This is a genomic window from Streptomyces sp. NPDC060002, assembly GCF_042737245.1.
Lineage (GTDB): Bacteria > Actinomycetota > Actinomycetes > Streptomycetales > Streptomycetaceae > Streptomyces.
The window spans coordinates 137968-156811 of sequence record NZ_JBHWUW010000015.1; the positions used below are offsets into that span (position 1 = coordinate 137968).

The window sequence follows — 18844 nt, forward strand, 5'->3', positions numbered from 1 at the left end:
CTACGGACAGGGCGTCGGTCTGGATATGAATGCGAACATGAACGATTCGCCGCAATATCCGCACATCGTGGTCCACCCTCCGGCGCTGGACGGGTCCCGGCGGGTCACCTCGGGTGACGCCGCGCTCGGAGTCGCCTCGCATCTCGACGACGTCGTCGAGATCCTGCGCCTGGCCGACCTGGACCGGATCGAGGTGGAGGAGAGCGACCTCATCGAGTGGCAGGGCGGCGGGCCCGACGACTGGCCGGGACTGTCGCAGGAGCACGGGCGGCGGCACGACGAGTAGACCGAGGGCAGGCCGAGGAACAGACCGAACCGAGGAGCGGTTCCCCCGCGCCGGACCCGTGCGGCCCGACGCGCGCTGCGCGCCCTGCGGGACGGGCATCCCCTGCCGGCCGACAGGAAAGGGCCGGCGACGGACGACATCCTGATGACGGTGGCCCTGTACGGCGAGTCCGCCCTGAGTGTTGTGGCGGCGCGCTTCGCCCTGAGGGCGGGCCTGATCGCCCGGGCCGAGGTGGCGGACAAGGGATTCCACCGACGCTCACCGCGGGGCGGCGGCACAGGGGGCGCGATGTACTCCTGCGGGGGTGGCAGCGGGTGCGGGGGCGGGGGCGGCTCGGACTGAGCCCCCCTCCCCCCCTCAGAAACAGGCTCAGAAAACGCCTGCTGGACCTACGCACGGCGACGCTTTCGGAAAACGCATACGGAAAAGGGCGGCCCATCCCCCGGATGCGCCGCCCCTTCGCGACGACGAGGCTCGTCAGACCTTCGGCAGCAGACCCTCGGCATCAGCCCTTCGTCGTCAGCCCTTCGTCGTCAGCCCTTCGGCAGCAGACTTTCGGCAGCAGCCCCTCGGCAGCAGCCCCTCGGCGTCAGCCGTTCAGTCTCAGACCTTCAGCGTCCTGATCGATGTCGGCGCATGCTCCGGTTCGGTGGCGAGTTCCTCGAACTCCACCACGTTGCCGATGTCGTTGGTGCCGCTCATCGAGATGTTGGTGACGCGCTCCAGGATCGCCTCCACCACGACCGGCACCTGGAACTCGGCGGCCAGCTTCCTGGCCTGCTCGAAGGCGGCCGCCAACTCTGCGGGGTCCGTCACCCGGATCGCCTTGCAGCCGAGGCCCTCGGCCACCTTGACGTGATCGACGCCGTAGACGCCCAGCTCGGGCGAGTTGATGTTCTCGAACTCCAGCTTGACCTGGAAGTCGATGTCGAACGCCCGCTGCGCCTGACGGATCAGCCCCAGGTAGGAGTTGTTGACCAGGACATGGACGTACGGGATCTTGTGCTGCGCGCCGACCGCCAACTCCTCGATCATGAACTGGAAGTCGTAGTCCCCGGAGAGGGCGACGACCTGCGCCTCCGGGTCGGCCTTCGCCACGCCCAGCGCCGCGGGGATCGTCCAGCCGAGGGGTCCCGCCTGGCCGCAGTTGATCCAGTGGCGCGGCCGGTAGACGTGCAGCATCTGGGCGCCGGCGATCTGTGAGAGACCGATGGTGGTGACGTACCGGGTCTCCGGGCCGAAGGCCTTGTTCATCTCCTCGTAGACACGCTGCGGTTTGATCGGGATGTCGTCGAAGTGCGTACGGCGCTGGAGGGTCGCCTTCTTCTCCTGCGCGGCGGCCGCCCACGCGGCACGGTCGGGAAGCGTGCCCGCCGTCCTCGACTCCCTCGCCGCCTCGACGAAGAGCTCCAGAGCCGCCTTCGCGTCCGAGGCGATCCCGTAGTCCGGAGCGAAGATCCTGCCGATCTGGGTGGGCTCGACGTCGACGTGGACGAAGGTGCGGCCGGCCGTGTAGACGTCGATGCGGCCGGTGTGACGGTTGGCCCAGCGGTTGCCGATACCGAGGACGAAGTCGGACTCCAGGAACGTCGCGTTGCCGTAGCGGTGCGAGGTCTGGAGGCCGACCATGCCGGCGTTCAGCTCGTGGTCGTCCGGGATCGCACCCCAGCCCATCAGCGTCGGAATGACCGGAGTGCCCGTCAACTCGGCGAATTCCAGCAGGAGTTCAGTGGCGTCGGCCGTGATGACACCGCCGCCCGCGACGATCAGCGGCCGCTCGGACGCGTTCAGCATGGAGAGCGCCTTCGCGATCTGCGCACGGGTCGCGGCCGGCTTGTAGACGGCCAGCGGTTCGTACGTGTCCACGTCGAACTCGATCTCCGCCTGCTGGACGTCGACCGGCAGGTCGATCAGGACCGGGCCCGGCCGGCCGGAGCGCATGAGGTGGAAGGCCTGCTGGAAGACGCCGGGGACCTGGGCCGCCTCCAGGACGGTGACCGCCATCTTGGTCACCGGCTTGGCGATGGAGGCGATGTCGACGGCCTGGAAGTCCTCCTTGTGGATCACGGCGGTCGGGGCCTGGCCCGTGATGCACAGGATCGGGACGGAGTCGCCGATGGCGGAGTACAGCCCGGTGATCATGTCGGTGCCGGCCGGCCCGGAGGTGCCGACGCAGACCCCGATGTTGCCCGGACGGGTACGGGTGTAGCCCTCGGCCATGTGCGAGGCGCCCTCGACGTGACGGGCGAGGGTGTGGTTGATGCCGCCGGAGGCCTCGAGCGCCGCGTAGAAGGGGTTGATCGCCGCGCCGGGGACACCGAACGCGCTGGTGACGCCCTCGCGCTTGAGGATCTCGACTGCCGCGCGGGCAGCGGTCATACGAGCCATGGGCTACTCCTGCTTCGACTGCTTCAGCTGCTTCAGCTGTCGGATTCGCTCTCCCGTCGCGCCCCGCGGTGAGCCCTTCCATCGGTTTCGAGCATCCGCATGCTTCCGTAATGCGGAAAACGTTTTCTGCTATCTGGAAGTAATGTAAGTGGGCACGCGAAGGTCGTCAAGAGACGGACAAGCGGGGGCCCGAGGAGGACGATGGGGCCATGTCCGAGAGCGTGACGGTGCGCTGCCCGGCCTGCCGACGCGAGCGCCTGTACACCGCACCGTGCTACCCGTGCGCGTGCGGTGCTCCCGTCACGCCTGTGCTCGACCGGCGGACGACGCCGACGACCGTCGTGCACCGGGCGTGGGACGACGAGTGGGTCGCCCTGCGGTGCCCCGCCTGCCACCGTCGCCACCAGTGGCCGCACCCTGAACTGGGCTGCGCCTGCGGAGCGGTGATACGGATCCCGGTCACCGACCCGCCCCCCGAGCCGGAGCCCGAGCCGGGGGAGGGAGCGGGGCCTGATGCGGAGCCGGGGGCGCGGCCCGAGGCGGGGCCGAGGCCCGAACCGGAAGCGGCGCCCGGGCCAGAGCCGAGGCCCGAACCGGGAGCGGCGCCCGGGCCAGAGCCGGGAGCGGGGCCGGGATCGGCGCCCGGGCCAGAGCCGGGATCGGGGCCGGGATCGGCGCCCGGGGCATTGCCTAGGCCCGAACCGGGGGCGGGGCCAGAGCCTGGAGCGGGGCGCGGGCCAGAGCCGAGGCCCGAACCTGGAGCGGTGCCCGGGCCAGAGCCGGGAGCGGGGCCCGGGCCAGAGCCGGGAGCGGGGCCGAGGCCCAAACCCGGGGCGGGGCCCGAACCGACGGCGCCGATGCCACCGTCGACACCTCCGCCGCCATCCCCACCGGCACCGGCACCGCCACTCGAACCCACACCCGCACCCGCACCCGCACCCGCACCCGCAGCGCAACGGCGTGTCTTCCGGCCGCTCGCCATCCGTACCGCCCGCGACGCGGTCACCGCCGCAGCGCTCTATCTGACCTGGCTCGGGCACGGGGACATCCGGCGGGCCGATCAGCGGCCCACCTCCGGCATCGGCCTCGCCGCCCGCGGGCTGGTGGCCCAGGTGGACCCCAGCGTGCGCCCGGCCTCACTGCGGGACGTGGAGTGTCTGTGGCTGACGGCCATGACGGAATCCGCGGACTGTGTCTACTTCTCCCTCGCCGGGTACGCCGAGGACGCCCGGGCCCGCGCCGACCAACTGTGCGTCCCGCTCTTCGTCCTGGACCTCACGGGCACCCCGCAGCCGGTCAATTCGATGGCCGACGCCCTCGACGCCGGGGGCGCCTGAAGCGACGGACGACGGACGACGGGCCACGGACGACGGACGACAGGCTACGGGCGACGGACGACAGGCCACGGGCGACGGGCGACAGGCGACAGGCGACAGGCGACAGGCGACAGGCGACGGGCCACGGGCCACGGGCCACGGGCGACGGCCACCGCTAAGGGGCGTACCCCTCACGCAGTTCGATCTTGCGTACCTTCCCCGAGACGGTCATCGGGAAGGCCTCCATGATCCGGAGCCTGCTCGGGATCTTGTAGTGCGCCAGCCGGCCCTCGCAGTGGGCGCGCAACTCCTCCAGCGACAGCGGGTCCGCCGCGTCGGCCGGGATCACACAGGCGAGGACCTCCTCGCCGTACCTCTCGTGCGGGACGCCGACGACCTGGACGTCCCGGATCCTCGGGTGGCCGTAGAGGAACTCCTCGATCTCGCGCGGATAGATGTTCTCCCCGCCCCGGATGATCATGTCCTTGATCCGGCCGACGATCTCGACGTAACCGTCTTCACGCATCACCGCCAGGTCCCCGGTGTGCATCCAGCGTCCCGCGTCGATCGACTCGGCGGTCTTCTCGGGCTCGTTCCAGTAACCGAGCATCACGCTGTAGCCGCGGGTGCACAGCTCGCCCGCGACTCCGCGCGGCCGGGTCACCCCGTCCACCGGGTCCACGACCTTCACCTCGATGTGCGGCAGGACCCTGCCCACGGTGCCGGTGCGGTGCTCCAGATCGTCCTCGCGGCGGGTCTGGGTGGAGACGGGCGAGGTCTCGGTCATGCCGTAACAGATCGACACCTCCGCCATGTTCATCTCGGCGACCACCCGTTTCATCACCTCGACCGGGCAGGGTGAGCCCGCCATGATGCCGGTGCGCAGGGAGGAGAGGTCGTAGGTCGCGAAGTCGGGCAGGTTCAACTCCGCGATGAACATGGTCGGGACGCCGTACAGGGAGGTGCACCGCTCCTGCTGGACCGCCTCCAGCGTGGCCTTCGGGTCGAAGGACGGGGCCGGGACGACGATGCAGGCGCCGTGCGAGGTGGCCGCGAGGTTTCCCATCACCATGCCGAAACAATGGTAGAAGGGCACCGGGACGCAGATCCGGTCCTGCTCGCTGTAGGCGATCGACTCGCCCACGAAGTAACCGTTGTTGAGAATGTTGTGGTGGGACAGGGTGGCTCCCTTGGGGAAGCCCGTGGTGCCCGAGGTGTACTGGATGTTGACCGGGTCGTCGCAGGACAACTCGTTTCGGCGGGTGCGGAGGTCCTCGTGGAGGTCGGGCGTTCCGCGCCGCAGCAGGGCGTCCCAGCTCGGATCCCCGAAGTAAACGGTCTCCCGCAGTTGCGGGCATCTTCCGCGTACCTGCTCGACCATCGCCCGGTAGTCGCTCGTCCGGTGGTTGAGCGAGGCGAACAGCACGGAGATCCCGGCCTGTTGCAGGACGTACTCGACCTCGTGCGTGCGGTACGCCGGGTTGATGTTCACCATGATCGCGCCGATGCGGGCGGTGGCGTACTGGACGAGCACCCACTCGGCGCAGTTGACCGCCCAGATGCCCACCCGGTCGCCTTTGGCGACGCCGCTCGCGAGCAGCGCGTACGCCAGCCGGTCGACGTCCTCGACGAATTGGCGGTACGTCCAGCGCCGCCCGGACACCACGTCGACCAGCGCCTCGCGGTCCGGCCAACGCCTCGCGGTCCGGTCCAGGTCGGCGCCGACGGTGTCCCCGAGCAGCGCGGTCGCGCTCGTCCCGTGCGCGTACGACGTCTCGCTCACCGGAAGTCCTCCTCGCGGTACTCGTCGGGCGAGCCCGCCTCGGTCGCCTCCCGCAGCTCGATCCGGCGGATCTTGCCGCTCACCGTCTTGGGCAGCGGGGCGAACTCCAGGCGGCGGACGCGCTTGTAGGGGGCGAGGACCTCGCGGGAGTGCTCGAACAGCACCTTCGCGGTGTCTGGGCCCGGCTCCCAGCCCTCGGCGAGCACGACGTACGCCTTGGGCACGGCGAGGCGCAGTGGGTCCGGGGCGGGGACGACGGCCGCCTCGGCGACCGCCTCGTGCTCCAGCAGCGCGCTCTCCAGCTCGAAGGGGCTGATCTTGTAGTCGGAGGCCTTGAAGACGTCGTCGGCCCGGCCGACATAGGTGATGTAACCGTTCTCGTCACGGCTGCCGATGTCGCCGGTGCGGTAGTGGCCGCCGGCCATCGCCTCCGCCGTCCGGTCGGGGTCGCCGTGGTAGCCGGTCATCAGGCCGACCGGCCGGGCCGTCAGGTCCAGCGCGATCTCGCCCTCCTCCGCACCCGGCGCGCCCGACACCGGGTCGAGGAGCTCCACCCGGTAGCCGGGGCTCGGCCGGCCCATCGAGCCGGTCTTCAGTTCCTGGCCGGGGCTGTTGGCGATCTGCACGGCCGTCTCGGTCTGCCCGAAGCCGTCCCGGACGGTCACTCCCCAGGCGCGCCGCACCTGCTCGATGACCTCGGGATTGAGCGGCTCGCCCGCGGCCACCGCCTCACGGGGCGGGGTGCGCAGCTGGGTGAGGTCGGCCTGGATGAGCATGCGCCAGACGGTGGGCGGGGCGCAGAACGTCGTCACCCCGGCCCGGTCCATCTCGGTCATCAGCCGGGCCGGGTCGAAGCGGGTGTAGTTGTGGATGAAAACGGTTGCTTCGGCGTTCCACGGGGCGAAGAGGTTGGACCAGGCGTGCTTGGCCCAGCCGGGCGAGGAGATGTTGAGGTGCACATCACCGGGCCGGAGCCCGATCCAGTACATCGTCGACAGATGTCCGATCGGATACGAGGTGTGGGTGTGCTCCACCAGCTTGGGGCGGGCGGTCGTGCCGGAGGTGAAGTAGAGCATCAGCGGGTCGTCGGCGAGGGTGGGGCCGTCGGGCGTGAAGCCGGCCGGGGCGGCGTAGGCGTCCTCGAACGACTGCCAGCCCCCGGGTGCGCCGCCGACCGCGAGGCGCCGGTAGTCGCCGGGCACCTCGTCGAACTTGCCGGTGTCCTCGGTGCGCACGAGGACGTGCCGGATGCGGCCGCGGTCGACGCGGTCGGCGAGGTCGGCGGGGCCGAGCAGCGGTGTGGCCGGGACGACGACGGCGCGCAGCTTCATCGCGGCCAGCGCGGTCTCCCACAGTTCGGCCTGGTTGCCGAGCATGACGAGGATCCGGTCCTCGGCGGCGACGCCCTGCCCGCGCAGCCAGTTCGCGACCCGGTCGGAACGCTCCGACAGTTCGGCGAAGCTGAGACGGGTTTCGGAACCGTCTTCTTCCACGATGTGCAGGGCGGTGCGCCCGTTGTCCTCGGCGATGACGTCGAACCAGTCGAGGGCCCAGTTGAAGCGCTCCGGGCGGGGCCACTCGAAACGCTCGTAAGCGGTTGTGTAGTCCTCGCGGTGTTCCAGCAGGAAGTCGCGGGCCCTGCGGAAACGCTCCGTCGCCGTCGCCGTCGCCGTCGTCATCTGTCCTCCGTGCTTTCTTGGCTTGCCCGGTCGTCCGCCTCGGGGCGCTCTCAGCCCCTGCGGCGCACTCCCGTGGTGCCGGACCATTGCCGGGCGGCTCTCTGCCATCGTGTAATCCGTGATGCAGGTCTCACTACCCCCGGACGGGGGTGTGCGGCACCAAGCCGCGCGGAAAGGGCGAGAACGTGGCGGCAGACGCGGCCGGAACGGTCGAGATTCGCGGTGCGCTGGCGCGGCTGCGGCGCACGACGGGGCTGCCGGTCGCCTTCGGCGGTCTGGTGGAGCCGGGGCGGCAGCGGATGCGGATCAGCGAGTTCAGCGGCGCGGCCGGTCTCGCGCTGCGCGGACTGGCGGTGACCTCCGGCAACGGCCTCGGCGGCAAGGCGGTGGCACTGGCCCGCCCGTGCGCGGTGACCGACTACTCCCTCTCCCGGCAGATCAGTCACGAGTACGACGCGGCCGTCGCCGAGGAGGGCCTGCGCTCGGTGGTGGCGATCCCGGTGGTCGTACGGCGCCGGGTGCGCGGGGTGCTGTACGGCGCCCTGCGCACGGCCCAGCCGCTGGGCGACCGCACGCTGACCGCGGCGGTGCAGGCGGCGCGGGACGTGGAGCAGGCGCTGGTGGTCGGGGACGAGGCGCGCGACCTGCTGACGGCGGCCCGGCCGGGCACGACGGGCACGGGACCCGGTCCGGCCGCCGGTCCGGCCGCCGGTCCTGGCGCCGGGACGGGGGCCGGGGCGGGGGCCGGCTGGGAGCAGGTGCGCGAGGCGCACACGGCCCTGCGCGCCCTGGCTCCGCGGATCGCCGACCCGGCCCTGCGCGCCGAGCTCCTCGAGGTCTGCGGGCTGCTGACCTCGAGGCCGCCGGAGCGGTCGGCGGGGCAGCCGGTCGCCCTGGCCCCGCGTGAGCTGGACGTGCTGGCGTGGGTGGCGGCTGGGGCGACGAACGCGGCGGCCGCCGAGCGGCTGGGGCTGCGCCCGGAGACGGTCAAGGGCTATCTGAGGTCGGCGATGCGCAGGCTGGGCGCGCGCACCCGGGGAGAGGCGGTGGTCGCGGCCCGGCGGGCGGGCCTGCTGCCCTGAACGCGGGGCGCGCAACACGCCCGTAGCGCGGGCGGTGCAAGATGCCTGGGAGCAGCGATCACATCAAGCCAGGGAGGCCCCTCACGACAAGTGACCATTCATTCGTCGTCTCCATGAATTTCCCTATGCGTCCCGTTGTTATATGCCTCACCACGCCGTGTCTCCGAATTTCAAAGGGACGTTGCCTAGAATTTGGCCCGGACACGACACTCGGAGGGGAGCGGTGACCGTGCGACGGGACTTCAAGGAGCCTGCCAGATGCCGCCCCGACCTGGTCATCGGCAGGGACGAACTTTTCACGGCCGCCCGGGACCAGCTGGTGCGGGGCGGCAGTGTGCTGCTGCACGGCCCGGCCGGAATAGGAAAGTCGACCGTGCTGCGGGCATTGGCCGCGGATTACGGCGAGTCGGCCCGCACCGTCCTGCGCTGCTCGGCGACCGAGTCCGAATCGCACCTCCCGTTCCTGGCTCTGGCCGACCTCTTCGGCCTCGTGCTGGACGAGATCTCGGACAAGCTGCCCGTCGCCCAGCGCACGGCCCTGGAGTCGGCGCTCACCGGCCGAGGCGAATCGACTCTCCAACGCGACGGCCTCGCCCTGCGTCTGGCCGTGCTGTCGGCCCTGCGCGCCCTCGCCGCCGCGGGTCCCGTCCTGCTCGTCGCCGACGATCTGCAGTGGCTGGACTCGGCCAGCGCCGAACTCCTCGGCTTCGCCGCCCGCCGCCTCGGCGACACCCCCGTCCAGCTGCTGTGCGCGGTACGGACGGAGGAGCAGGAGTACGACCGTCATCTACGCGCGTCCCCGCCCGACACCCTGGCCGTCCGGCTCAACCCCCTCTCCCGCGCCCAGGTCTCCGCGCTGCTCGACCACCGCGGCTACACCGACCTGCCCCGCTCGACGATGCGGGAGATCCACCGCACCAGCGGCGGGAACCCGCTCTTCGCCCTGGAACTGGGCCGTGCCCTCGGCGAGAGCCCGACGCCGCCCCGGCCCGGCGAGCCCCTGCCGGTGCCGACCTCGCTGCGCGCCCTGGTCCTCAGCCGCCTCGACATGCTGTCCGACGAGGCCCGCCGCACCCTGCTCGTGGCCAGCGCCGGCGCCCGCCCCACGCTGGCCCTGCTGCACGCGGCCGGCCGCGAGAACGCCGAGGCCGAGACGGCGCAGGCCGCGGCGCTCGGGCTGCTGGCGACGGAACCCGAGGGGCCGGCCGTACGGTTCGCGCATCCGCTGATCTCGGCCGCGCTGTACGCGGAGGCGCCCGCCCAGGAGCGCCGGGCCGCGCACGCCGCGCTGTCCACCGCCGCCTCCGATCCGATCGAGCGGGCCCGCAACCTCGCCCTGGCCACCACCGGCACCGACCCGGAGGTCGCCGCCCGGCTCGCCGAGGCCGCCGCGCTCGCCCGCGACCGGGGCGCCCCCTCGGTCGCCGCCTCGCTCGGGCTGCTCGCCGCCCGGCACACCCCGCCGGACGGCGCCCCCGCCCCGGACGACCGGCGGCTCCAGGCCGCCGAGGACGCGATCACCGCCGGCGAGGTGGACCTCGCCCGGGACATCGCGCGCGAGGTGCTGACCCGGGCGACCGTGCCCGCCGAGCGGATCCGGGCCTGGGAGGTGGTGATCGAGGCCGCCGGGCAGTCCCTGGGCGAGGTCGACGCCGTCTTCCCGCAGGCCCTCGCCGACGCCGGTGACGACCCGCGGCTGCTCGCCCTGGTCCACTACCGGCTGGCCTGGCGCAAGCTGATCGTGGAGGGCGACTTCGCCGAGGCCCGCGAGGAGGCCGCGCACACGGCCGACCTGGCGGCCCGCGGGCACGACCGGCGCACCGAGCTGATGGCGCTCTCCTTCCAGGCCTCGACCGAGACCCTGATGGGCCACCCGAACGCCCCCACCACCATCAAGCGGGCCCTGCGGGAACCCCAGGACCCCTACGTGGCGTGCCATCACAACGGCGTCGGGGCGGCGCGGTTCCGCTGGCTGCTGATGAGCGATCAGCTGCCCGAGGCCCGGTCGACCATCACCGCGCTGCTGCGCGAGGTGCGCCGGCGCGGCATGGTCGAGAGCGAGGTGCACTTCCAGCGCTTCCTCGCCGAGACCGAATTGCGCTCCGGGCACTGCGGGCGCGCCCTCGACCTGGCCCGCGAGAGCCTCCGGCTGGCCCGGGACTCCGGCATCGGCCTGGGCGCCTCCGCGATGCTGGCCTCCCTCGCCGAGGCCTCCGGCGGTGACGTCGACCGGGCGCTGGCGCTGGCCCGGGAGGCGGCGGGGAAGGCCGAGGAGGACGGCGACCAGATGTACGTCTCGCGCGCGCTGGCCGCGCTCGGCCACGCCCAGTTGGTGGCCGGGGACGCGGCGGGCGCGGTCGGCTCGCTGCGCCGGGTGCGGGAACTGGAGCAGGGTCTGGGCATCACCGACCCCGCCCGGGGCCGCTGGCAGGGCGACCTCGCCGAGGCGCTGGTCCGGGTCGGCGAGCCGGGCGAGGCACAGGACGTCGTCGACGTGACGCGCGAGCACGCGCTGAGGCTGGGCCGGGAGAGCGTGCTGGCCGTGCTGGACCGGGCGGAGGCGATGGTGCGGGCGGCGCGCGGCGACCACGAGGCGGCGCTGTCCCGGCTGACGTCCGTTCAGGACCGGCTCGCCAAGCTGGGGTACGGCCTGGAGGAGGCACGGGCGGCGTTCGCGCTGGCCATGCTGCGCACCGGGCGGCCGGGTCCGACGTCGTACGACGAGGCGGCGCGGTTGTTCCGGCGGTGCCGGGCGCTGCCCTGGCTGCGCCAGGTGGACGCGGCGGCCGCGGCGGCCGCGCCCGAGGCGGTCGCCGTGCCCCAGCAGAGCGCTCCCCCGTCCGAGGCGCTGGAGGGACTCGCCTCGATGGAGCGTCAGGTCGCCGCGCTCGTCATGGAGGGCGCGACCAACCGGGAGATCGCCGCGCGCCTGTTCATCAGCGTCAAGACGGTCGAGGCGACCCTGACCCGGGTCTACCGCAAGCTGGGGATCCGTTCGCGGGTGGACATCGTCCGACTGGCGGCGGGGCGTCACGCGAAGTGAGGAAGCCGCGGGTTAACTGCCCCTCAGGGGCTCCCCACCCCCGGCGGGTGCCGGGCCCCGCGATGCGGGTTCTCTGAGCGGCCCCTCGGCGGCGTCTGTGGCTTCCCTGAGCCGACCGAGGGTTTTCCCTGCCCCAACTCCCTTAGGGGGTTCCCTCATTGGGGGAAGCGGGTGCCGGGTTCTAGCTTAAGGGATGTGCCGCTCGCCCGGGCATACGGGGGTCGGTCCCGCGACCCCCGTGTAACCCCCCACACCCGCGCGACCCCCCACCGGCAATCCCCCACCGAGGAGATCCATGTTCGGGCTCAACCGGTTCAAGAAGACCGCCGCCGTCCTCGCGGCGACCGCCGCGGCCGCGGCGACCGCAGTGCTCAGCGCCCCCACCGCTGTCGCAGCGCCGCAGCCGATCGTCGGCGGCACGACGACCACGACCACGTCGTACCCGTTCATGATGCAGATCACGGACGCCTCGCAGAACCAGTTCTGCGGCGGCACCCTCGTCTCGGCGACCAAGGTGGTCACGGCCGCCCACTGTATGGTCGGCGAGACCACGAGCAGTGTGCGCGTCGTCGGTGGGCGCACCTACCTCAACGGCACCAACGGCACGGTCAGCCGGGTCAGCAAGATCTGGATCAACCCGAGCTACACGGACGCCACCAACGGTGACGACGTGGCCGTCCTGACCCTGTCGACGTCGATGCCGTACACCACGGCGTCGTACGTCTCCTCGTCCCAGACCGGCGTGTACGCGGCCGGCACCACCGCCCGCATCATCGGCTGGGGCACCACCTCGGAGAACGGCAGCTCCTCCAACCAGCTGCGGACCGCGACCGTCCCGATCGTGTCCGACACCAGCTGCAAGAGCTCCTACGGTTCCGACTTCGTCGCGACCGACATGGTTTGCGCCGGATACACATCCGGCGGCGTAGACACCTGCCAGGGCGACAGCGGCGGTCCCCTGCTCATCGGGGGCGTCCTGGCAGGGATCACTTCTTGGGGCGAGGGCTGCGCGGAGGCCGGTTACCCGGGTGTCTACACCCGGCTGACCACCTTCTCCAGCCTGGTGACGACGCAGGTCAACTCCTAGCCGGTCAGCTCCTGACCGGTGACCGCGTAGCAGTCCCCGAGTACTCCTGAGTACCCCTCAGGGAAAGACCGGGGGGCGCTGCGAGCCTCCACGAGCGGCCCGCAGCGCCCCCTCTCCAAGCCCTCACCGGTCGCCGGTGGGGGCTTCTCGGCTGCCGGGTGGAGCGCGGTGGTCACGGCCGTACGACGGTCCCGAACCGGATGTCGTGGGGCTGCCCCGGGTGCATGGTGGCCAGCATCCGCTCGCCCTCGGCGGTCACGTCCCGCCGCTGGGCCTCGGTGAGGCTGCCGAAGGGCTCGACGACCAGGGCGTACTGCTCCCGTCTCCACACGCCCGCCAGGAAGCCGTCGACGAGCAGGGTGCAGTACGCCTGGTTGCCCTGCCAGGAGCGCCCCCGGTACTCGGCCGGGACGACCCGGGTGCGGTCGGCGTGGGAGAGGAGGAGGTTGTCGAACTCGGGGAGGAAGCGGGGCGGGGCCGGGGTGTGCGGGTCGGGGCGCGGCGCGTCGGGGAGGTCGAAGAGCTCGACGCCGTGCTCGTCGAGGAAGGTGAGGAGCTGCGGGCGCAGGCGTTCGAAGGCGTCGCGCAGCCGGGTCAGGCCGGCCCAGGTCTGCATGTCCTTGACGGAGGCCGGGCCGAAGGCGGCCAGATAGCGCAGGACCACGGAGTCCGCCGTCGGGGCGGGCTGCGCGGGCCGGCCCAGCCAGTGCTCCGCGGTGGTGAGCGCGACCTGCCCGCTCCCGCCCCACAGTCCGCGCGGGGTGACCTGGACGAGGGGCAGACGGCAGCGGGCGGCGACGGCGAGGGACTGGGGGGCGGCGTCCGGCCACTCGACGGAGAGGGCCTCGCGCAGCTGCTTCATGGTGCGCGGCTCGGCCTCGACGAGGTCGCGGGCGAGGGCGGCGAGCCGGTCGAGGTCGACTCCGGTGAGGCCCTTGCGGAAGGACGTCAGCTCACGGTCGCGGGCGGGCTGGACGAACGGCCGGAGCGACAGGCAGTCGTCGGCGGTGTGGGTATGGATGGTCGAACGCATGCTGACGATGCGGACGGCCTCGCGGCCGGCCATCAGCTTCGACAGCTCCTCGGGGACGAAGCCGTCGAGACGGGCGGCCAGCGCGTAGTACGGCGGCTTGACGTTCTGCGCCTGGAGCCCGAGCAGGTGCGCCACGGCGGCCCCGGCGGACATCGACGACGGCCGTAGCAGCAACTGCCGTTCCAGGGTGGCGCGGTTGAGGGCACGAGCGCCGAGCACGGGGCCCGCCGGGTACGTCGTCTTCGTCATGTACGGCAACGTAACGGCAGTTGCGGACACCCCCGGTCCGCAACGCACCCGCGGGCGTGGACGGAAAGGCGTCCGGCCCGGCGGACCCGGCCGGGCGCGGGACACGCGTGCGGACACGTTTCGGTCGCGTGCCATTCAATGGAAATCTGCCTGGTGGCCATGGAGGCGGACGCCCATTCTTGCCGCACGCCTCGTGGGGGCCGACCGTCATGTGTCGGACATGCCGCTCCCGAGCGCTCTGCCCTTACCGCCCGGCTCGCGAAAGGAGCGGCTGCGTGACATCGACGTCTGCAAGCCCCTCGCTCACGGCATCGTCCGCCCGGACCTCCGAACGCTGGAACCCCCGGCTGGTGGCCCTGCTGGTGGCCCTGATCTGGCCGACGCAGCTGCTGGCCGTGGCCGGCATCGTCACGGCCAACACGACGGCCGACGTCGCGCAACGCTTCCACACCACCCAGGTCGCCTGGTTCTCGCTGATCGTCACCATGGTCTCGACCCTGCTCATCCCGTTCGTCATCAAGGCGGGTGACCGGTACGGGAGGCGGCGGATCATGCTCGCCATGATCGGCCTCGGGGTCGTCGGCGACATCATCGCGGCCATGGCGGGCAGCTTCTGGCTGCTGCTGGTCGGCCGGGGCATCGCCGCTTGCTACGCCCCGTTCGCCGCCCTGTCCTTCCCTGCCGTGCGTGACCTCTTCCCCGCCCGGATGGTGAGGCAGGCCAGCGCCGTCCTCGGCGGCAGCATGGGTCTGGTGGGCGTCGTGGGGCCGTTGCTCGCCGGTTGGCTGATCGACGCCGGGGGCTACCGGGCCGCGCTGTGGTTCATCGCCGCGGCGACCGCGGTGGCGTTCGTCCTGGTGGCCGTGCTGGTGCCCGAGACCCCGCGGCACGACTTCCAGAACGGCTTCGACTGGCTGGGCGGGATGCTGCTCGGCGGTGGCCTGACGGCCGTGGTGTACGCGGTCGGCCAGGGACAGAGCTGGGGCTGGACGAGCGGTGCGACCCTCGGCTGGACGGCCGGCGGACTGCTGGCGCTCATCGCCTTCGTCCTCGTCCAGCGCACCAGTGCCCATCCGATCCTCGATCTGCGCGTCCTCGGCCGGCGACCGGTCGCGCTGACCGTCGGCGCCGCGGCCGTGGGGCAGGCCACCGCGCTGGCGATGGCCTCCATGGGCATCCTGCTGGCCCTCTACCCACGGATCCCCGGGGTCTCCGACGGGCTGGGCTGGACCAGCACGCACAACGCGCGGGTCGGTCTGACCTGGAACCTGGTCATGCTCGGCACCGGATTCGTCGCCGGCCGCCTGCTGCGCAAGGCCGACGCCCGCCTGCTGTGGGCGGTCGGACTGGGGCTGGGCGCGGCGGGATACGGGCTGATGGGCCTCTTCCACACCAGCTCCACCCAGCTCGTGCTGACGGCGTGTCTGGCCAACGTCGGCACCGGCCTCATCGTCTCCATCGCTCCCGTGCTGGTCCTGGGCGTGGTCTCGGTGGAGGAGCAGGGGCAGGGCAGCGGCCTGATGCAGATGCTCTTCAACTTCTTCGGCACGGTCGTCCCCGCCGTGTGCTTCGCCGTCCTCGCCGCGCACAGCACGGTTCTGAACGGCACCGCCTTCTACCTCGACGGGGGTTACACCTGGGTCTTCTGGACCGGAGCGCTGATCCTGCTGGCGGCGCTGGCGGTGTCCCTGTTCATCCCGGCACTGCGGGACCCGGCGGAGAGCGACGCGGCCCCCGGCGCCGCCTGACCGAGCCGCACCGCCACCGTCACCCCCTGCCGGGTCCCAGGGCGGGGGGCGACGACGTCGCCTCACGGGGATCCGCTCACGGTTTCACTGCCGCCGGCGGATGCCGCCCTGCGTCTGAGCCGGCGGGGCCGTGACGGCGCCGAGGCTGCGGGACAGGGCCCGGGCCGTGGCGCGCAGAGCGGGGGCGAGCACGCGGGGCTCCGCGTGGCCGGCCGGCACGACGACCGACAGCGCCGCGACGACCTCGCCGCCGGCCCCTCGCACGGGTGCCGCCACGGCGTGCAGCGGGACGGGCTCGGCACGGTTGACGACGGCCACCCCGGTGCTGCGGATCTCGGCGAGGGAACGCCGCAGCGCGGCGGAGGACAGCGGTACGCCCTCCGGCTCGTGCGACAGGGCCTGCGCGAGGATCTCGTCCTGGAAGTCGGGTCCGGCGTGGGCCAGCAGCACCAGACCGACGCCGGTGGAGTGCAGCGGCAGCCGGCCGCCGACCCGGTACAGCACGTCGATGGCGGTGTGCGCCGACAGCCGCTCGACGAGCAACGCGTCCGCGCCGTCCCGTACGGCCAGCAGGACGTGCTGGTGGGTCGCCTCGTACAGATCCTCCATGTACGGCAGCGCCACCCTGCGCAGCCCGTGCGCGCGCGGCGCCAGCGAGGCCACCTCCCACAGCCGCAGGCCCACGACGTAGCGGCCGTCGGCGTCCCGCTCCAGAGCGCCCCAGTGCACGAGCCGCCGGGCCAGGCGTAGCGTCGTGCTCGGCGGGGTGTCCGTGACGCGGCTGAGCTCGGCGAGGGTCAGCGCACGGCGGTCCTCGGTGAAGGCGGTGAGCAGCGCGAACGCACGGTCGATCACCGGCTCGCCCTGCGGTGGCCGTCTTCCCCGGGCGGCGGCACGGGAGGTGCCCGCATTGTTCGTCACCCGTGCAGTGTGACCCACTCCGCCAGCAGGAACGCATGGCGTCCAGGTTTCGATCGCATGCCATTCAATGGGATTCCGCCTGGTGGGGCGGTGACGACGGACCCATCCTTACGGCACCCGTCCGTACGGCGCCCGTTCCCGCAACACACCTCGACGGGTTGCCCGCCTCGGGCCGGGCCGACCAGATTTCCGAGGAGACCCCATGACTGCGGAGTTCGCCCAGAGCGGCGGTGCGAAGCGCCTCCCCCTGCCGGGGAAGCCGGTGCCCTTCTTCCTGGAAGCCGGAGAGGGGGAGCGGGCCCATCTGTTCGACGCCCTCATCACCGTTCTGCTCAGTGAGGACGAGACCGCCGGCCAGTTCGGCCTCTTCACCTACGCGGCGCCCAAGGGCGACGCGATCCCCACCCACAGCCACGCCGATGTGCACGAGACCTTCTATCTGCTGTCCGGGCGTGCCCGGGTGTGGATCCAGGACGGCGACGGCGAGACGTACGAAAAGCTCCTGAAGCCCGGCGACTTCGGATACGTGCCCGCCGGCTGTCTGCACACCTTCCGGGTCGAGGCCGACGACACGAAGATCATGGGCGCGTCCAGCGGCGGCTTCGAGCGGTTCTTCGGCGACGCCGGGACCCGCACGGACTCGCCGGAGCTTCCGCACCCGCCCTACGTCCCCTCCCACGAGCAGCTGGCCCGGGCCGCCCGCGAGCACCGGCAGGAGTTCCGGTTCGACCTGCGTCCCCTGGACGGCTGACATGGCGGCGAACGCTTCCGCCCTCCCGGCGGAGCAGACCACCGCCGCGGGCTCCCGGGTGCTCCGGGGGGTCGAGTACGGCTCGGCGCTCGGATTCCGGCCGCTGCTGCTCGACCTGTACCGCCCCGCGCACGACCCGGAGCGCCCGGCCCCGGTGATCGTCTTCCTGCACGGCGGCGGCTGGCGGACCGGACGGCGGGAGCAGTTCGGCCCGGCCTTCGCCGGCTGGCCGGTCGGCCCGTTCGACCGTCTCGTCCGGGCGGGCTTCGCGGTGGCCTCCCTCGACTACCGGCTCAGCGGCGAGGCCGTCTTCCCGGCCCAGCTGCACGACGGCAAGGCCGCGCTGCGCTGGCTGCGCGCGCACGCCGACGCGCTGGGGCTCGACGCCGGACGGGTCGTGCTGTGGGGCGAGTCGGCGGGCGGTCATCTCGCGGCCCTGCTCGCGCTGACCGCCGGCAGGCCCGAGTGGGAGGGCGACGTCGCGGAGCCCGGTCCGGGCGTGACCGTCGCCGGGGTCGTCGACTGGTACGGACCCGCGGACCTGCGCACCATGCAGCACCAGTCCCGGCCCGACGCGGTGAGCGCCCCGGACGCCGTGGACTCGCGGGAGGCGCTGCTCATCGGCGCACCCGTACCGGCGGCGCCGGAACGCGCCGCCGCGGCGAGCCCGGTGAGCCATGTGTCCGCCGCCGCCCCGCCCTTCCTGCTCGCGCACGGCACCGCCGACCGGTTCGTCCCCAGCGGGCAGAGCGAACAGCTCGCCGCGGCCCTGCGCGCCCACGGGTGCCGGGTGAGCCTGCACCTGGTCGACGACGCGGACCATCTCTGGGCCGGGCTGCCCGATCCGGAGACCGTGTTCGCCGAAGCCCTGGAGTTCGCCTCCCGGGTGTGCGGCCTCCTCGGGCTTCCCGACCCGGCCTGACTCCTCCTCGAACGTTTGGTCACCTGCATGAACGCCGCTCCCACCGCTCTGCGTGCCGACGAGCTGGAACAGCCGCTGGGCCTCGGCAACCGCCGTCCCCGGCTGTCCTGGTGGCTGCCGCCCGGCTCGCGCGAGCAGTTCGCGTACCGCGTCGCCACGAGCGCGGGCTGGGACTCCGGCCGGGTCGGCTCCGCCGACAGCACGCACGTGCCGTACGGCGGGCCGCCGCCCGGCTCCGGGGAACGGATCACCTGGCGGGTCAAGGTCTGGACCGACCTCGGCGAGAGCGCGTGGTCACGCGAGGCCTGGTTCGAGACCGGCCTGCTGGACCCCGCCGACTGGCAGGCACGATGGATCGAGCCCGTCGTCCCCGTCGTCCCCGGCGAGCCCGGCGAGCCCGGCAGACCCGGCGGACCCGGCGGACCCGGCGGACCCGGCGGACCCGGCGAGCCCGGCGGACCCGGCGGACCCGGCGGACCCGGCGAGCCCGGCGAGCCCGGCGAGCCCGGCGGACCCGGCGAGCCCGGCGAGCCCGGCGAGCCCGGCGGACCCGGCG

At 72.6% G+C, this 18844-nt stretch carries 14 protein-coding genes and 1 pseudogene; 10 read left to right on the forward strand and 5 right to left on the reverse strand.

Features of this window, described 5'->3' with window-relative positions; translation table 11 throughout:
• The first annotated feature begins 37 nt into the window (after positions 1-37).
• On the forward strand, positions 38-286 hold the full coding sequence (locus tag ACFWBD_RS16545) for a hypothetical protein (protein ID WP_385667284.1): 249 nt from the start codon (positions 38-40) through the stop codon (positions 284-286).
• 144 nt (positions 287-430) lie between these two features.
• Positions 431-628 (forward strand): hypothetical protein, encoded by a 198-nt coding sequence (locus ACFWBD_RS16550; protein WP_385667285.1) that lies wholly within the window; start codon positions 431-433, stop codon positions 626-628.
• 261 nt (positions 629-889) lie between these two features.
• Here ACFWBD_RS16550 and gcl read toward each other — a convergent pair whose 3' ends face one another.
• Entirely contained in the window at positions 890-2674 is a 1785-nt protein-coding gene (gene gcl, locus ACFWBD_RS16555; protein ID WP_385667286.1) for a glyoxylate carboligase, read from the reverse strand.
• Positions 2675-3360: 686 nt separating this feature from the next.
• Between gcl and ACFWBD_RS16560 the strand changes: the two genes are divergently transcribed.
• Positions 3361-4011, forward strand: coding sequence for a hypothetical protein (locus tag ACFWBD_RS16560; RefSeq protein WP_385667287.1), 651 nt, complete (start codon positions 3361-3363; stop codon positions 4009-4011).
• Positions 4012-4165: 154 nt separating this feature from the next.
• On the opposite strand, the gene ACFWBD_RS16565 is transcribed toward ACFWBD_RS16560, so the two are convergent.
• Both ACFWBD_RS16565 and ACFWBD_RS16570 read right to left on the reverse strand, forming a co-directional pair.
• A complete protein-coding gene (locus tag ACFWBD_RS16565) occupies positions 4166-5773 on the reverse strand; it encodes an AMP-binding protein (protein WP_385667288.1) in 1608 nt (535 codons plus the stop codon).
• The gene (locus tag ACFWBD_RS16570) at positions 5770-7452 is read right to left on the reverse strand and encodes an AMP-binding protein (protein ID WP_385667289.1); all 1683 of its coding nucleotides are present in this window, start codon (positions 7450-7452) and stop codon (positions 5770-5772) included. The genes ACFWBD_RS16565 and ACFWBD_RS16570 overlap by 4 nt, the downstream gene beginning before the upstream one ends.
• A 185-nt stretch (positions 7453-7637) precedes the next feature.
• Here ACFWBD_RS16570 and ACFWBD_RS16575 point away from each other — a divergent pair, with 185 nt between their 5' ends.
• The 3 genes from ACFWBD_RS16575 (at position 7638) to ACFWBD_RS16585 (ending at position 12664) form a co-directional block, all read left to right on the forward strand.
• Entirely contained in the window at positions 7638-8534 is an 897-nt protein-coding gene (locus ACFWBD_RS16575; RefSeq protein ID WP_385667290.1) for a LuxR C-terminal-related transcriptional regulator, read from the forward strand.
• Between the two features lie 223 nt (positions 8535-8757).
• Positions 8758-11577, forward strand: a complete 2820-nt coding sequence (locus ACFWBD_RS16580) for an AAA family ATPase (protein ID WP_385667291.1) — start codon at positions 8758-8760, stop codon at positions 11575-11577.
• Positions 11578-11872: 295 nt separating this feature from the next.
• Positions 11873-12664 carry a S1 family peptidase gene (locus ACFWBD_RS16585; protein WP_385667292.1) on the forward strand — a complete coding sequence of 264 codons (792 nt, stop codon included), beginning with the start codon at positions 11873-11875 and terminating at the stop codon, positions 12662-12664.
• Between the two features lie 172 nt (positions 12665-12836).
• On the opposite strand, the gene ACFWBD_RS16590 is transcribed toward ACFWBD_RS16585, so the two are convergent.
• Positions 12837-13946, reverse strand: a complete 1110-nt coding sequence (locus tag ACFWBD_RS16590; protein WP_385667293.1) for a winged helix DNA-binding domain-containing protein — start codon at positions 13944-13946, stop codon at positions 12837-12839.
• A 275-nt stretch (positions 13947-14221) separates the two neighbouring features.
• Between ACFWBD_RS16590 and ACFWBD_RS16595 the strand changes: the two genes are divergently transcribed.
• Complete coding sequence (locus ACFWBD_RS16595) at positions 14222-15694, forward strand: MFS transporter (protein WP_385667294.1); 1473 nt, start codon at positions 14222-14224, stop codon at positions 15692-15694.
• 84 nt (positions 15695-15778) lie between these two features.
• Here ACFWBD_RS16595 and ACFWBD_RS16600 read toward each other — a convergent pair whose 3' ends face one another.
• Complete coding sequence (locus tag ACFWBD_RS16600) at positions 15779-16615, reverse strand: IclR family transcriptional regulator (RefSeq protein WP_385667295.1); 837 nt, start codon at positions 16613-16615, stop codon at positions 15779-15781.
• Positions 16616-16817: 202 nt separating this feature from the next.
• Between ACFWBD_RS16600 and ACFWBD_RS16605 the strand changes: the two genes are divergently transcribed.
• The 3 genes and pseudogenes from ACFWBD_RS16605 to ACFWBD_RS16615 all read left to right on the forward strand — a co-directional run.
• Positions 16818-17366, forward strand: coding sequence for a quercetin 2,3-dioxygenase (locus ACFWBD_RS16605; protein WP_385667296.1), 549 nt, complete (start codon positions 16818-16820; stop codon positions 17364-17366).
• 1 nt (position 17367) lies between these two features.
• Positions 17368-18288: an alpha/beta hydrolase fold domain-containing protein gene (locus ACFWBD_RS16610; protein WP_385667297.1), complete on the forward strand. Its 921-nt coding sequence runs from the start codon at positions 17368-17370 to the stop codon at positions 18286-18288.
• A gap of 27 nt (positions 18289-18315) precedes the next feature.
• Positions 18316-18844 (forward strand): annotated as a pseudogene (locus ACFWBD_RS16615) (hypothetical protein); the annotation flags it as partial.

What these genes read in the sequence shown, in the direction of transcription:
- ACFWBD_RS16610 (WP_385667297.1), top strand. Translation starts at nt 17,368, where the DNA reads ATGGCGGCGAACGCTTCCGCCCTCCCGGCGGAGCAGACCACCGCCGCG.
- ACFWBD_RS16545 (WP_385667284.1), top strand. Translation starts at nt 38, where the DNA reads ATGAACGATTCGCCGCAATATCCGCACATCGTGGTCCACCCTCCGGCG.
- ACFWBD_RS16570 (WP_385667289.1), bottom strand. Translation starts at nt 7,452, where the DNA reads ATGACGACGGCGACGGCGACGGCGACGGAGCGTTTCCGCAGGGCCCGC.
- ACFWBD_RS16550 (WP_385667285.1), top strand. Translation starts at nt 431, where the DNA reads ATGACGGTGGCCCTGTACGGCGAGTCCGCCCTGAGTGTTGTGGCGGCG.
- ACFWBD_RS16585 (WP_385667292.1), top strand. Translation starts at nt 11,873, where the DNA reads ATGTTCGGGCTCAACCGGTTCAAGAAGACCGCCGCCGTCCTCGCGGCG.
- ACFWBD_RS16590 (WP_385667293.1), bottom strand. Translation starts at nt 13,946, where the DNA reads ATGACGAAGACGACGTACCCGGCGGGCCCCGTGCTCGGCGCTCGTGCC.
- ACFWBD_RS16605 (WP_385667296.1), top strand. Translation starts at nt 16,818, where the DNA reads ATGACTGCGGAGTTCGCCCAGAGCGGCGGTGCGAAGCGCCTCCCCCTG.
- gcl (WP_385667286.1), bottom strand. Translation starts at nt 2,674, where the DNA reads ATGGCTCGTATGACCGCTGCCCGCGCGGCAGTCGAGATCCTCAAGCGC.